This window comes from Eisenbergiella tayi (assembly GCF_001881565.1).
GTDB lineage: Bacteria > Bacillota > Clostridia > Lachnospirales > Lachnospiraceae > Eisenbergiella > Eisenbergiella tayi.
Genome location: NZ_MPDJ01000005.1, coordinates 647,347 through 662,265 on the forward strand (window position 1 = coordinate 647,347; position 14,919 = coordinate 662,265).

Consider the following 14,919-nt stretch of genomic DNA (forward strand, 5'->3'; position numbering starts at 1 on the left):
TCTTACTGTTTTTGGGTGTCTTAAAGGTCTTCTCTCGAAGCTTTAAAACTTGTTCTCTGAATTTTCTTTTTTAGAATTTTCAGGGTTGCATTACTGTTTATTTGTCAAGGTTCTGTGTGCTGCTTTCTCAGCCGCAACAGTTGATATCTTATCACATGTTGTTCTGTCAGTCAAGCACTTTTTTTAACTTTTTTTATTTCTTTCAAGCTGTTGTTTCACCGTTGTTCGCGGTGAGTCTTATTTTAGCATTATGTATCGTTAGATGTCAACATTTTTTTTGAATTTTTTAACAACTTTTTGGAATATTTTATTAACCCCAATATCTTGTGTTTTTCAGTACAAGATATTGTGTTAACAGAGGCTTTTTATCGGGGCTCCGCTCTCTTTTTTCCTCCAGGAGGGAGAAGGCCGGATTGAGGTGTAAAATAAAAAAGGGCCGGATATCTATAGAAAAGGAGATATCCAGCCTGAAATATAATTGGAGTTATACAAACGGAGCAGCCATTCATTTTCATTGGTCCACTTCATAATCTGTTCACCGAAGGAGCCTGTCGGGAAGTTTTGTATAATAATGTAGAGAATCCAAAAAGCGACCGCCACCTCCAAAACTCCTGCTGCGATTCCTAAAATGCTGTTGAAGAAACTGATGATGGGAAGCTTGGCCACCGTTTTCAGGGAGTTGAGCACAATACTCAGGAGATGGAAAACGATCCCTGTTATTATAATAAGGATAACAGCCACTATCCCGTTCTTAGTATTATGATCCATAAAGCTGGAAATGGCCATAATGGAAAGCGCCAGTACGAAGAGGGCGACCACCAGGGAAATAAGCCGGTATATTTCTTCTGCCATCCCTACGCGGAATCCTCTGTAGGCTCTCCACAGACACAGGGCCAGAGCAATGATCAGCAGAATATTAATATTCATTTGCATATGCATACTCCTATTTCATTTCTATGATATCAATACTGTCTTTGGAAACGGTCAGGTATTTTTTCGTGCTGATGGGTGAAAATAAAAGAACAGGCTTTTCAAATTCACCGCGGAACCGTTCCAGACCTTTCATATTAAATATCGTACATTGAGTTTCATTATATATAATGACTATGTCCTTGTACAGGATGATATCCTTATAATCCATATCAAAGTACAGGGAGGTGACTACGGTTCCGGAGGTATTATAGATATCCAGGCGATATTTTCCTGCACCGGTTGTGTCGAGGAATACCAGACCGATGTAATTTTCATTGTAAAAAATACTCTGTATTTCTTCTTCCAGCGAAACGTCCGCCGTGCTTTTCGGTCTCTGGTCTCCGCTGTAAATGACAAGGCGGTTATCCGCTACGGCAAAAGCTGTATCGCCGTTTATGAATGTGAGATAGGGAATGACAGCATCCACGTAGTCTGCTCCGCTGGCAAAATTATCTACAAAGTTCTGGCCGACCGAGCTGAAATTATAAAACGCAACACTGCTTTTGGCAGCACCGCTTTCCACTGTAATATAGGATACCGCCATCAGCTTTCCGTCCGGGGAAAGGGCAACCGCTGCCGGATAGCCGCTTTTCTGCATGGTGGTCTTTATATATGCCACTTTTTCACCTGCGGAATTATAGAGATAAATCCAGGTGATATTAGTATCTTCCAATATGGCCGCCACCATACCATTTTCGGCCAATGCAAATTGGCGGATTGGCAGATTGGTATCTATCTCCACAGCATCCCCTGATAATGCTATGTTATGTATGATGTGTCCGTTATAATCTGCCACGGCAACTCTGGTCCTGGCTATGCGTACCATAGGATCCTGCATTTCAAAGGTCTGGTTCCAAATAGCATTGCCTTTGTTATCCGTATAGCTGATACCATCCTTACTGTAGGTCAGGAAACCCTTTTCATAGTTTAAGCATACCGCATTATCATACTGCTGCTTATCAACGGAAGAAAGGGTAACATAACTCGTAAAAACCTGATTTTTAAGCTGTACGTAGATCGTGGCGCCCAGGGCGGCACAAAGAAGGATTACCAGAATCGTTCTGGAAATAATGGCCATCCTGTGTTTAATTATCAGGTTTCCCACATTTTTTGCAGTTTGTTTATTTTCTTTACGCTCTGCTCTTTTACGCAGATAGTCACGCACATTTGACATAAAAATCCTCAAATCATGATTGTTCTTTCGCTTCGCTGTATAAAAAAAGCCCCGTTGATGCAAAATCACGCGGCTTTTTTTCACCTGGCTCTGCCCTATTGGGATTATACCATAAATTTTCAGTTAGGAAGTAAAATTTTTTGTCCCGGGGTCAGACGATTGGGGTTGGAAATAGAATTCAATTCGCAGATTTCATCCATTTTATCCAGATTACCGTAAAAACGGCGGCATATCAGGGCAAGGCTGTCTCCGGACTGTACGATATAGCTGGAAGGGATCTGTGCGGAAGCCGCTACCGCATCGGATGTAATATCAGAAGCCGGCTGGACCTCAGCGTCTGATTCCGCCGGAGTATTCTGACCTTCCGCTGCTGCGGTATCCTGATCGGCTGCTGCCTGGCCGGAGTTTTGTGAGTCCTCCGGGGACTGTCCTGCTGGTGCCTGTGTTTCCGGCACTGAGTTCTGTACCTGCTGTTCACCGGCATTTGCCGCATCAGGAAGAGACTGCTGTTCTTCCGGAGCTGTTCCATTCACCGATGAAGATAGCACCGGCAGTGAAATGCTCTCTCCGGCCGTACCGTTATCCGTATCAGGCAGGGCTGCCTGTTTTTCTTCTATCTGGAAACCGGTTTTTTCCCCACTGCCTGCCGCCGCTTTTTCTTCCCCGTTATTATCAAGCTGGCCTGCCGCGCCGGCAAACATATTTCCCGCTTCTTTCATATCATTATAGCGGTTAATGGAAGTCACTCCGATTACGCAGAGTACAAGAAGGATTGCAAGTCCTGCTGCCCTGCTGAAAAATGAGCTGTGGGATACCGCTGACCGCCTGCTGTTCGTCTGTTGGCTGTCAGGCCTTTTCCGGCTATAGGTTTCAGCCGCCTGCATAACCTTTTCCTGGCCGCTTTCCTTCTCAATCTCCGGTTCCATATTATAATTATGCGGAAAACGTCTGATTCTCCGGGGTTCTGCGCTGGCCGTTTCTTTTTCTTCCGGAGGCTCCGCCGTACTTTCATATACCCTTCTGCTCTTTTCAGGGCTTCTCACCGCCCTGGGCCTGACCTCCTGCACGGTTTCCCCGGGCTGGTTCTGGTGTACCGCTATAAGATAGGACTGCATATCCTCATTTTGCTCATAAAAAATAAAATAGCCTTCCAGAGGGGTGGCATAGCCGTCTTCAAAAAAAAGCCAGGCTTCCTGTTCATCCACAGAAGCCTCCCCGATTCTGATCTGTCTGGAAAAATATCTTCTTGCCGTCATTTCCCATCCGGGTCCTTCTTTTGCCGCACCATAAATAAAATAGTACCGGACTTCTCCTTCTGTCTCCGTTTTTCCATACAGGCAGAAATCCGCGGACTTGTCCCCACTCCGGTTTTGGGAAAGATATGTATATACGTAGTCTTCTATGTATATTTTGTGACAGGGGTCCACGTCGCCTGCCTGTACCACATTTTTAGGAATCTGCATACTGCCACCGCCTTTTTTTCTTTCAATATAGCAAAGAAAGGACGCACATTTTGGCGGAATGCGCGGCAATGGTTATATTCTTTTCGACAAAAAACGGTATATAAAAAGCCAGAACCGCATAGAATGCAAATTCTGGCTTTCAGGCTTATCTTCTTTTATTCAAAACGGAAAATGGTTACGCTGTGGTAATCCTTATCCGGGCCGAAAACTGCGGAAGGGAAATCCGGTTCATTGGCCGTATCGGGATAGAACTGTGTCTCCAGGCAGTAAGCGGTGCGGCTTCCATAGTTTGCCCCGCCTTTTCCGGTCTGCTCGGCCATACCGTTGCTGGTATAGAACTGTACGCCGGGAAGGTCGGTAAATACCTTCATGGTTCTGCTTCCGGAAGGATTGGTTACTGAGGAGACAAGTCTCACCTTGCCGTCATAGTTATCCAGACACCAGTTATGATCATAGCCTCCAACCTTTTCCAGCTGATCCCATTCCTTATCAATTTCTTCCCCTATTTTTTTAGGAGTATTGAAGTCCATGGGCGTTCCTTCCACAGGAACCAGCTTTCCGGTAGGAATAGCGCCGGGAAGAATCTCCGTAAAATATTTGGCATGGATAGTAACCTGATGCTCGGATATATCTCCGGCATCATGGCCGTCCAGGTTAAAATAGGAATGGTTGGTCATATTAATAATTGTGTTTTTGTCGCTGATTCCGCTGTATTCCAGCTTAAGTTCATTTTCTTCATTAACTGAATATGTAACCTTAAGTGTTTTATTTCCGGGAAATCCTAAATCTGCATCAGGCATATCAACGGAAAATACAACGCCGTTTTCAATCTCCTGTGCTTCCCATATTCTCTTATGAACGCCCAGATCCTTATGGCTGTGGAGATTATTCATACCGTCATTTGGATCCAGATGGTATTCCACCCCGTCAAGTATGAATCTGGCATTGGCTATACGGTTGGCATTGGGTCCGATAACCGCTCCGAAGAAGCAGCCATTTACAAAATATTCGGACAGCTTATCATAGCCAAGAACCACATCAGCTGTTTTGCCTTCTTTGTCAGGCACGATCAAATCCACAAGGATGGCTCCGTAGTTCATCACCTTCGCCTTCATACCCCTGCTGTTGGAAAGGGTATAAAGGTATACCTCTTTTCCCTCCTTGTCAGTACCAAAAAGTTCCTTCTGTACTCCCATTTTACGCTCCCTTCTGCGTGCCCGGGCACACATTTACGCATACTGTTTCCGTTACATTTCCACTCTGCCTTCCAGCGCGCGCAGCAGAGTGACTTCATCTATATATTCAAGGTCTCCGCCTACCGGGACACCGCTGGCAATTCTTGTCACCTTAATTCCTGTCGGCTTTATGAGCTTCCCGATATACATAGCTGTTGTTTCCCCTTCAAGGCTGGAGTTGGTGGCAATGATCACTTCCTTAACCTCTCCGGTAAGGCGGTGCATCAGTTCCTTCAGTTTGATATCATTGGGCCCAATTCCCAGCATGGGGGAAATGGCTCCGTGAAGGACATGATATACCCCTTCATATTTGCCGGTTTTTTCATAAGCTGCCAGATCCCTGGTATTTTCCACCACCATGATAACGGAGTGGTCTCTGCGTTCATTCGCACAGATCGGACATTTTTCGGAATCCGTAAGGGTATAGCATTCTTCACAATACCTCACGTGCTCCTTGGCATCCGTCATGGTTCTGGCAAGCCTCTCTACTTTGGCCGCCGGCATATTGATGATATGAAAGGCCAGCCGCTGGGCGGATTTGCTTCCGATTCCCGGCAGGCCTGACAGCTCATCGATTAACTTATTAATATATCCGCTGTAAAGATCCATCAGAAGGGAAAGCCTCCGCCAAGACCGCCGGTCATTTTGCCCATCATTTCCGTATTGGCTTCTTCCGCCATTCGCAGGGCTTCATTGGCCGCCGCCACCACAAGATCCTCAAGCATTTCGATATCATCAGGATCCACTACCTCTTCAGACAGCTTTACCTTTGTAATTTCCTTCTTGCCAGTAACAGTGACTTCCACCGCACCGCCTCCTGCCTTTGCCGTAAATTCCTTGGTTTCCAGCTCTTTCTGGCTTTCTTCCATCTGACGCTGCATCCTCTGTGCCTGCTTCATCAGGTTATTCATATTTCCGGGCATACCGCCGCCCGGGAATCCGCCTCTTTTTGCCATAATCTGTTATGACCTCCTTATTTCTTGCTTTTGTTGTTATTCTTCTTCTATTTCCATGTGGATGATTTGGGTTAAATCCACGTAGGAATCTTCAAAATCCCTGTCGGAACGGGAAACCGTCATATTTACCTCGACCTTTTTCTGAGCGAATTCGGAAAGCAGCTTCTCCAGCTCTTCCTTATTGCCTTCCTGCTTCAGGAAATAATCGGAAGCAAGGCCATCCTCCAGAACTATCATCAGACGGTTATCACCGCCCAGGCTGAGTTTCGCCTTTTTCAGGTACAGCTTCATGGGCATAGCCGTCTGTCCCACAAGGGTCGGCCAATTGGCAACGATATTGGATACATCTTCCGGTATGGCCTTGGGAAGCTCCGCCATGGAGATACCGGGACGGGCCGTTTTCTGTTCCGGGGCGCTGCCCTGAGCTGCCGTCTGAGCAGGCTGCTGCACGACTACTCCTTTTTCCAGCTGCTGTTCCACGGCCCGGAGCCTGTCAAGCAGGGAATCCTGGCTGATTTCCATCTGAGGACGGCACAGCTTAATCAGCGCCATTTCTATTAAAATCCGCTTCTGGCCGGCATAGCGTATTCTTCCGGAAAGCTCGGAAAGCTCCCGGATATAGCGCATGATGGCATCCGTTTCGGCCATCCCCGCTTCTTCTTTCAGCCTGACAAGATTATCACTGGAAACATCGACCACATCTTCTATAGCGTTGTCTTCCGAGGTCTTTATGAGCAGAAGGTTGCGCAGATACCAGGTAAAATCCGATACAAACTGGGACAGTTCCCTGCCCTGCATGACGATTTCTTCCAGAATGCCGATGCAGTCCGTCACGCTGCGTTCCAGCACGGCGCGAAGAAGCCGGCTGAAAACCTCCGTATCCACGGCTCCCAGCACATCCAGAACCATATCGTAGGTAAGTTCTTTTCCATAATGAAAGGCAATGCACTGATCCAGGAGGCTCAGGGCGTCACGCATGGAGCCGTCCGCTGCCTTAGCCACATAACGAAGGGCTTTTTCCTGCACCTGCTGGTTTTCCTGAACCATCAGATCCCGAAGCCGGTCGGTGATTGTTTCTATGGAAATTCTCTTAAAGTCATATCTCTGGCACCTGGAAAGAATGGTCACAGGAATTTTATGCACCTCCGTGGTGGCAAGTATGAATATTACATAGGACGGCGGTTCCTCCAGGGTTTTTAAAAGGGCGTTAAAGGCTCCTATGGACAGCATATGCACTTCGTCTATAATATAAACCTTAAAACGGCCTTCGGCAGGAGAATAGGATACCTCATCCACAATTTCGCGGATGTTATCGACGCCGTTGTTGGAAGCGGCGTCGATTTCTATCACATTCATGCTGGCGCCTGCCGCGATGGAACGGCAGCTTCGGCATTCCCCGCAGGGAGAACCGTCCACCGGATTTTCGCAGTTGACCGCTTTTGCAAATATTTTGGCAATGGTCGTTTTGCCTGTCCCTCTTGTCCCGCAGAACAGATAGGCATGGCCGATTCGATCCGCCTCTATCTGATTTCTTAATGTAGTAACAATGTGGTCCTGGCCTTTCACATCTTCAAAACGTTCCGGCCGGAATTTACGGTAAAGAGCTGTGTAAGACATTTTTTACCTCTTCTTAATCGCCAAAGCTGATTCCCAGCATTTTGGCTTCTTTTACAATGGAAGAATTGGGATCTACCATTTTCAGTTTGCCCGCCACTTCCTCAAGGGGCACTTTTACGATTTCCCGGTTCTTATAACCTACCATAAAACCGTACTCACCCTTCAGGATCAGCTTGCCGGCTTCCGAGCCGAGGCGGCTTGCGAACACTCTGTCATAAGGGCAGGGAGTTCCGCCTCTCTGTGTATGTCCGGGCACGGTCACCCGTACTTCCATTCCGCTTTTCCTGGCGATCTGATCCGCCAGTTCATAGGACACGGACGGGAAGGTGTAATTCTCCAGTTTTTTCTTATATTCCTTCTTGCTGAGCTTGGCGTCTTCTTTGGAGATGGCGCCTTCCGCCACTGCAAGGATGGTAAAACGGCTTCCTCTGTCATGGCGTTCTTTAATGGCGGCGATAACCTTATCGATATCATAAGGGATTTCAGGTATCAGAATCAAATCGGCCCCGCCTGCCATTCCTGCATTCAAAGTGAGGAAACCAACCTTATGGCCCATAACCTCCACGATGAATACCCTTCCATGGGAAGCAGCCGTGGTATGGATATTGTCAATGGCTTCTGTTGCGATGTTTACCGCGCTCTGGAAGCCAAAGGTCATATCGGTTCCCCACAGATCATTATCAATGGTTTTAGGGAGCGTAATGACATTAAGTCCCTCCTCTTTCAGCAGGTTAGCCGTCTTATGGGTTCCGTTGCCCCCCAGGATAACCAGGCAGTCCAGCTGAAGCTTATGATAATTCTGCTTCATGGCCTCCACCTTGTTCAGGCCGTTTTCGTCCGGATCGCGCATGAGCTTAAAGGGCATCCGGCTGCTGCCTAAAATGGTGCCGCCTTTGGTAAGGATACCGGAAAAATCCGAGCTGGTCAACATACGGAATTTTCCATAGATCAGACCCTTGTAGCCATCCAGGAATCCATAGATTTCCACTTCCTCCTTAGCATTGAACAATGTTTTGGCAACACCTCTCATAGCCGCATTCAGAGCCTGGCAGTCCCCGCCGCTGGTTAACATTCCAATTCTTATCATGGACAGAACCCTCCTTTTATCTTTGTTTTCTGCAATCTATCCCATGCAGAGCCTTGCCCTGCAGGAAAATCACCCCCAAAAAACAATGCCGGAAATCCCCTGAAGAAAGCCTTCCGCAGATTTAGCCGGCGATTCTATTATGCAACATATTAACATAGATAAAATACACTGATTACCTAAAATTATACAATGTTTTGCCGGCTTGTACAATGTTTTTTTCGAATGCCGGTTTTCAATCAGGATATAAAAATACCGGCAGCTTAATAAAGTGCCGGTATTTTTTATCTTCATTAATGTATATGGCATAAAGGATTCCGGATGACGTCAGCCTTTTACAGCCCCGGCCATCATCCCTTTAACCAGCTTATCCTGGAAAGTAATGAATAATATAATCATCGGCAATACAGACAGTACCAGTACGGACAGTATGATCGGAATGTCCAGTGAATGTTCTCCTTTAAACTGTCCCAGGGCCAAGGGCAGGGTTTTGTTGGAAGCTGTCTGCAGGAGGGTATTGGCAAATGCAAATTCATTCCACATGGAAACACCATTATAAATAGCCAGTGTGGAAAGTCCTGATTTGGAAAGAGGAAGGATGATGGCGAAAAAATTCCTGAACTTGTTGCAGCCGTCAATTTCGGCGGATTCTTCAATTTCCTTCGGAATGGTTGTCATGAAGGCTGTGAGGATAAATACGGACATAGGAAGCGCAAAGGTAACATAGGGGCCTACCAGTGCCTGCAGGCTGTCGTACAATCCCATATTTGTGGTCATTTTAAAAATGGGGATCAGTGTCACATGCATGGGGATAGACATCATTGCCACGATTCCTGCATAGATAAAACCCCTCAGCTTGAATTTCATTCGGGAAAGAGGGTATGCGGCAAAGGCGGAAATCGCCAGCATCAAAATCAATGAAACGGCAACGACAAGCACACTTCGGAAGAAATAGCCGAAGAAGCCGTGGGTCATGACTTCCACATAATTGTTGAAATACCATGGATCGGGAAGATGGAACACTCCCTGGGCCAGCATATCAAACTGTTTGCGGAAAGAGTTCATGATCATAAAGAAGAACGGAACCAGCGTAACTACCAGCCAGGCACATGCAAAGAAAATGGCGATCGCCCATGCAATTCTGGATTTCAGCTTTTCCTTCCGGTAATCAACCTCTTTTTCTCCACTCATTTAATAGTCCTCCTTTACTACAAAAATCTTCTGGAACAGCAGCGCGATGGCAGTTATCAGAATGAACATACCTGCCGCGACACAGGAGCCATAGCCCATATTGAACTGCTGGAAGGACAGCTTATACATATAAGTAGCCATCAATTCCGTTCCCCCTGCAGGACCGCCGCCGGTCATATTCCAAATCATGTCAAAATATTTCAGGGAACCAATCAGGGACATAGTACATGCGGTCTTAAAAATCGGCCCCAGCAGAGGAATAGCAATCTGCCTCAGGTACTGGCCTCTTGTGGCTCCGTCAATAACGGCCGCTTCATAAATTGTGGTATCAATATTTCCGTAGCCGGCAATAAAATAAACCATATAGAAAGGGGTAAACTGCCATGCCATTACTCCGATTACCGAGAAAAGCGCATGAGGGTTTCTTCCCAGAAGATCCACGGTCACTTTGCTTCCCTTGATCAGAGTTCCCAGAGAGGAGAAGATACCTCCGTTCGTAGCCAGTGCATAGGTAAACAAAAAGGCAATGGCTACGGAGCTCATCAGATAAGGCAGAAACCATATGATCTTAAAGATATTGAATTTCTTGCCTCCTGCATCCAAAAAGGTAGCAAGCAGAAGGCCCAGGGGAATCTGAAGCAGGATGGAAAAAATCATGACTATCACATTATGGCCGAATGCAGACCAGAAGGAATGATCCGACAGCAGGGTTTTCCAGTTGCTGATTCCGATATAGATTTTGTTGGAGGAAATACCGTTCCAGCTGTAAGCGCTTGTCACAAAGGTATCGATGACAGGATAGATCATATACACCACAATTAAAATTAATGCGGGAAGGAGGAATACCGCAGCCGCTTTGGCGGTACTTTTTGCTCTCGCTCCGGCCAGACCGTTTGCTTTTTTTTCAGGACCCACATTATCTCCTTTCCGGTAAACTATTTTCCAAATAGTCTGCCTTTCAAATAATTCTGTAGTAAAATCCGCCCGCAGGAGAAATTTTCCTGCGGGCTTTTTGAACAACGGATGGCCCGCACTGCGTGACAAACGTTGTTTCCAATCATCTTATCGCCGGCCCGCCGAATTTTATTCGGCTATGGCCGCCTTCATAGCGGCATCCTGCTCCTGGCCTATCTGTTCAGGAGTTTTCTGCAGACCGAACAGTTCCGTCATACAATCCTTATGCACTTCTGTAACCGACGCAGGCAGGTACTGGTCATACCATAGCTGCACATTGGATGCGGTAAAGAATACATCCGCAACCACTTTCATGTTGGGATCATCAATGGTTTCTTCAAATCCTTTGATGGAAGGAATGGTTCCGCTGTCAAGCTGTCTCTGGTTATAGGCATCATCGTTATAATACTGTGTCGCAAGCACATAACAGGCATCCAGCTTTGTCTGATCCACGGAACCGTCAGCGTTCCAGCAGTTGAAGGAGAAGCCGTTACCGATCGCCGTTCCGATTTCAACATCCTGGGGAACCCCTTTTGCAGCTGCTTCCGAATCCTCAGGGAAACGGAATACGCCGATATTCTCATCGTACCATTCCTGATTATCCGCCCTGATACCGGATACCTGCCAGGAACCATGCAGCATCATCGCCGCCGTATTGTCATACAGCAGGGCCTTGTCCTGTCCGTCATCTGTGGAAAGTGAGTTTACACCATCGGGGAAATATCCTTTTTTTACCCAATCCTGGATCTTCTCTCCTGCCCAGATAAAAGCGTCGGAGGTAAAGGATCCTTCCTGGGTATAGGCAGCGTCAAACTCAGCATTTCCTGAATGACGCGCTACCAGGTACATATAATACATGGAACCGGTCCACTTGGATCCGTTTGCCAGTGCGAAGGGCACATAGCCTGCCGCCACCAGCTTATCACATGCCGCTTCCAGCTCATCGATCGTCTCAGGAACTTCAATTCCCACTTCCGCGAAAATAGTCTTGTTGTAGAAAATATCGCATCCGGACAATCCGCCGAAAGGTATGGAAAGAATTTTTCCGTCATAGGAAGCCTGCGCCACCGCCGCATCAATAAAGTCGGGATGGTCATAGGTATTAAACATATCCGTGATATCATTTACGAAACCGGATTTGTAGTATTCTGCCATAGGGCCGCCGCCCCAGTGGATATACATATCCGGCGCTTGCTTGGAGCTCATCGCCACCACCAGCTGCTGTTTGTAATTATCATTCTGCTGATGCACCAGATTAATGGTGATATTGGGGTAGTCATCCATAAATCTCTGTACTGCCCCTTCCATTGTGGTCTTGCCGGGATCTTCCGTTGAAATATCCCAAAGGGTAATTGTCAGAGGTTCTGTCGTCAGCTCCGGAAGGTTCTTGCCGTCTGTCTGCTTTCCGGAAGCGCCTGCCGAAGAGGAGTCCGCCGCTTCAGCCGTTGTTTCCGCCTTGCTTTCCGTTCCGGTTTCTTTTCCTGCCGCCGGAGCATTCTGGCTGCCGGAAGAACTCCCGGATCCGCATCCCGCGAGCATGGTTCCTGCTAAAGCAGCCGCAAGAACGATAGATAAAAGCTTTCTCTTCATACTGTTTGTTTCCTCCTTGGTTTCCGTAATAAATGATATTTCCTCAGCAGGATATACAGGTATTCAGGCGACTGATGGGCCCACTTTTCCCTCTCAGCAATTCGCACAAAGATATATCATTTATACAATTTTTATAGTGCAATTATACCCCCCCCCTATTTTTGCAAGCACTTTTTACTAGATTTTTAAGGTTTTGCAGCAAAAATATATTATATATGTAAAAACGATTATTATCTCTCCTTTTTCAGCTTGTTCACATTAAATATCAGTAACTCAAACTCCGCACATGCCCCTGTCCCCTCCGGCCTCTGTTTCCGGCGCTGTCAGCCGGTTTGGATTTCCATCCCCCTGCGCCGGCCGTGCAGGGTTTCCTGTAAGGGGCGTATAAACTCGCCGGTCCTTAGGCCGCGTATTTTGCGGCCTTAGTACCGCTGCGTGTTTATCCGAACGAGAGTGTCCCCTTTAAGGATTCCTGCACGGCCGGCGCAGGGGGATGGAAATCCAAACCGGCTGATAGCGCCGGAAACAGAGGCCGGAGGGGACAGGGGCATGTGCGGAGTTTGAGTCAGTAAAATGAAACAGACATAAAAATAGGCCCTTTCTCCCATCTGAGAGAAAGAGCCAAAAATAATTTGCCATATATTTTGTAATATCAGGCGTTCTGTTCCTTAAAGAGAACCACTCCTTTTGTCTGCAGAACGATTTCGTCTCCGGGACGGTATTCTTTTCCGGTGAGCAAATCGGTTCCCGGCTTTTCAGCGATAAGCACTGTTTCCTGCGGATTATGATTCAGGAAGAAGAGGAAATTGGTTTCTTCTTTCCGGCGGATGGTGATTTCCACTCCCTTACAGGGCTTGAAAACCGGCTCCACGCCCTGCTCTTCCAATACCTTGTTGAGGAAATCGGCATAGAAATCCTGTCCGGCGCGGGTTGCCACATAATAGGCATGGCCTTTGCCGAATTCATTTTTGGACAGTACAGGGGTTCCTTCATAGAAATCCTTATCATAGCAGGCAAGGGCCTGTGCGTTTTCCATATGCATGATATCGCAGATCAGGCCGCAGTCATAGTCCTTTCCGTTCCAGGAAAAACTGTTCTTCATATATGAGGGCAGCGCATCTGTTTCTTCCACCCAGATACCCAGGATATCGCGCAGCTTTCCGGGATATCCGCCTGTGATGACAAGATCGTGTTCATCCACAAGGCCGCTTAAGAAGGTGGTTACAAAGGTGCCTCCTTCGGATACGAACTTCCTGATTTTTTCATCCGCACCGGGCTTTGTCATATACATAACCGGGGCGATCACCACTTTGTAATCATCCAGCGGATCCTGTGCGGATATGATGTCCACGGAGATATTATTGTCGTAAAGAGCCGTATAATAGTTAGCGAGTTCGTCCATGTATTTCAGGTCACAGCTGGGGCCTGCGGAGTATTCCAGAGCCCACCAGTTATCCCAGTCCACGAGCATCGCCGCTTTGGAAGGCGTCCTGGAATCCAGGGTGGTGTCTCCCAGCTGCTTCAGTTCCTCTCCAAGCTGGCTTACTTCCCGGAATACCCGGGTATTTTCGGTGCCGACATGGTCAATGACCGCGCCGTGGAATTTTTCGCAGGCGCCGATGCTTCTGCGCATCTGGAAAAACATCACGGTATCCGCGCCGTGGGCCACCGCCTGATAGCTGATGAGCCGCATATCACCGGGGCGTTTCAGGAGATTATAGGACTGCCAGTTAGTCACGCTGGGGGTCTGCTCCATGAGCATGAAGGGGGCTCCCTGCTTCAGGCCGCGCATCAGGTCATGGCGCATGGCAACCAGCGCGGGGGGATCGGTGGGATCGGGATAATTGTCCCAGGACACCACATCCATGTATCCGGCCCATTTCTGGTAATCGAGGGCCTTATAGAAGCCCATCAGGTTGGTCGTCACCGGAATATGAGGGGTAACAGCCTTGACCGCTTCATACTCTCTCAGATAATTTTGGAGAATGGAATCGGAATTGAACCTGCGGTAATCCAGGGAAATCCCCTGAAATGTGGTGCGATCCTGGGCAAAATGCTCGCTCTGCAGGTTGGGAACGACGATTTCATCCCAATCATAGAAGGTATGTCCCCAGAAGCTGGTATTCCAGGCCTTGTTGAGAGCCTCGATACTTCCGTACTTTTCTTTCAGCCATACGCGGAACGCTTTTTCGCAGTTTTCGCAGTAGCATTCTCCGCCGTACTCATTGGAAATATGCCAGGTCACAATGTTGTCATACGTTCCGTAGCGTTCTGCCAGCTTACGGGCGAGGGCCACGGAATATTTTTGGTAGACGGGGCTATTGGGACAGGAATTGTGCCTGCTGCCGAATTTTCTTTTCATGCCGTTGAATTCCGTGCGCAGCACTTCGGGATATTTTTTTGCCATCCAGGCCGGATGGGCCGCCGTAGAGGTAGCCATTACCACCTTCAGGTTATTTTTACGAACCAGCTCCATAATCTTATCCAGCCGTTCGAAATGATAGGTTACCTCATCGGACTGAAGGGCCGCCCAGCTGAATACGTTCAATGTCACGCAGTCAATCCCTGCGAGACGGAACATGCGCATGTCCTCTTCCCAAACTGCTTCGTCCCACTGCTCCGGGTTATAATCGCCGCCATATAACATTTTTTTAACCATAATGCTCCTATCTGTCCGCAGAGG

At 47.6% G+C, this 14,919-nt stretch carries 12 protein-coding genes; all 12 read right to left on the reverse strand.

Annotated features, from left to right (window positions below; all coding sequences use genetic code 11):
- Positions 1-444: 444 nt before the first annotated feature.
- Complete coding sequence (locus BLA28_RS20935; protein ID WP_069158786.1) at positions 445-927, reverse strand: CvpA family protein; 483 nt, start codon at positions 925-927, stop codon at positions 445-447.
- Between the two features lie 16 nt (positions 928-943).
- Positions 944-2,146: a DUF5711 family protein gene (locus BLA28_RS20940; RefSeq protein WP_069158785.1), complete on the reverse strand. Its 1,203-nt coding sequence runs from the start codon at positions 2,144-2,146 to the stop codon at positions 944-946.
- Positions 2,147-2,265: 119 nt separating this feature from the next.
- A complete protein-coding gene (locus BLA28_RS20945) occupies positions 2,266-3,609 on the reverse strand; it encodes a LysM peptidoglycan-binding domain-containing protein (RefSeq protein ID WP_069158784.1) in 1,344 nt (447 codons plus the stop codon).
- 155 nt (positions 3,610-3,764) lie between these two features.
- Complete coding sequence (locus BLA28_RS20950) at positions 3,765-4,805, reverse strand: aldose epimerase family protein (RefSeq protein ID WP_069158783.1); 1,041 nt, start codon at positions 4,803-4,805, stop codon at positions 3,765-3,767.
- A gap of 51 nt (positions 4,806-4,856) precedes the next feature.
- On the reverse strand, positions 4,857-5,453 hold the full coding sequence (recR, locus tag BLA28_RS20955; RefSeq protein WP_044970405.1) for a recombination mediator RecR: 597 nt from the start codon (positions 5,451-5,453) through the stop codon (positions 4,857-4,859).
- Entirely contained in the window at positions 5,453-5,800 is a 348-nt protein-coding gene (locus BLA28_RS20960; protein ID WP_009254596.1) for a YbaB/EbfC family nucleoid-associated protein, read from the reverse strand. The genes recR and BLA28_RS20960 overlap by 1 nt, the downstream gene beginning before the upstream one ends.
- Positions 5,801-5,836: 36 nt before the next feature.
- Positions 5,837-7,417 carry a DNA polymerase III subunit gamma/tau gene (gene dnaX / locus BLA28_RS20965; RefSeq protein ID WP_069158782.1) on the reverse strand — a complete coding sequence of 527 codons (1,581 nt, stop codon included), beginning with the start codon at positions 7,415-7,417 and terminating at the stop codon, positions 5,837-5,839.
- A 13-nt stretch (positions 7,418-7,430) separates the two neighbouring features.
- Positions 7,431-8,504: a 6-phosphofructokinase gene (locus BLA28_RS20970; protein WP_044970409.1), complete on the reverse strand. Its 1,074-nt coding sequence runs from the start codon at positions 8,502-8,504 to the stop codon at positions 7,431-7,433.
- A 324-nt stretch (positions 8,505-8,828) separates the two neighbouring features.
- The gene (locus BLA28_RS20980; RefSeq protein ID WP_069158780.1) at positions 8,829-9,692 is read right to left on the reverse strand and encodes a carbohydrate ABC transporter permease; all 864 of its coding nucleotides are present in this window, start codon (positions 9,690-9,692) and stop codon (positions 8,829-8,831) included.
- The gene (locus BLA28_RS20985; RefSeq protein WP_069158797.1) at positions 9,693-10,607 is read right to left on the reverse strand and encodes a carbohydrate ABC transporter permease; all 915 of its coding nucleotides are present in this window, start codon (positions 10,605-10,607) and stop codon (positions 9,693-9,695) included.
- Between the two features lie 168 nt (positions 10,608-10,775).
- Positions 10,776-12,236 (reverse strand): extracellular solute-binding protein, encoded by a 1,461-nt coding sequence (locus BLA28_RS20990; protein WP_069158779.1) that lies wholly within the window; start codon positions 12,234-12,236, stop codon positions 10,776-10,778.
- Between the two features lie 652 nt (positions 12,237-12,888).
- The gene (locus BLA28_RS20995; protein WP_069158778.1) at positions 12,889-14,895 is read right to left on the reverse strand and encodes a beta-galactosidase; all 2,007 of its coding nucleotides are present in this window, start codon (positions 14,893-14,895) and stop codon (positions 12,889-12,891) included.
- Positions 14,896-14,919: the final 24 nt, after the last annotated feature.

Excerpts from the sequence above, each read along its gene's own strand:
- dnaX (WP_069158782.1), bottom strand. The coding sequence starts at position 7,417 with ATGTCTTACACAGCTCTTTACCGTAAATTCCGGCCGGAACGTTTTGAA.
- BLA28_RS20990 (WP_069158779.1), bottom strand. The coding sequence starts at position 12,236 with ATGAAGAGAAAGCTTTTATCTATCGTTCTTGCGGCTGCTTTAGCAGGA.
- BLA28_RS20945 (WP_069158784.1), bottom strand. The coding sequence starts at position 3,609 with ATGCAGATTCCTAAAAATGTGGTACAGGCAGGCGACGTGGACCCCTGT.
- BLA28_RS20995 (WP_069158778.1), bottom strand. The coding sequence starts at position 14,895 with ATGGTTAAAAAAATGTTATATGGCGGCGATTATAACCCGGAGCAGTGG.
- recR (WP_044970405.1), bottom strand. The coding sequence starts at position 5,453 with ATGGATCTTTACAGCGGATATATTAATAAGTTAATCGATGAGCTGTCA.
- BLA28_RS20935 (WP_069158786.1), bottom strand. The coding sequence starts at position 927 with ATGAATATTAATATTCTGCTGATCATTGCTCTGGCCCTGTGTCTGTGG.
- BLA28_RS20940 (WP_069158785.1), bottom strand. The coding sequence starts at position 2,146 with ATGTCAAATGTGCGTGACTATCTGCGTAAAAGAGCAGAGCGTAAAGAA.
- BLA28_RS20960 (WP_009254596.1), bottom strand. The coding sequence starts at position 5,800 with ATGGCAAAAAGAGGCGGATTCCCGGGCGGCGGTATGCCCGGAAATATG.
- BLA28_RS20980 (WP_069158780.1), bottom strand. The coding sequence starts at position 9,692 with ATGAGTGGAGAAAAAGAGGTTGATTACCGGAAGGAAAAGCTGAAATCC.
- BLA28_RS20970 (WP_044970409.1), bottom strand. The coding sequence starts at position 8,504 with ATGATAAGAATTGGAATGTTAACCAGCGGCGGGGACTGCCAGGCTCTG.
- BLA28_RS20950 (WP_069158783.1), bottom strand. The coding sequence starts at position 4,805 with ATGGGAGTACAGAAGGAACTTTTTGGTACTGACAAGGAGGGAAAAGAG.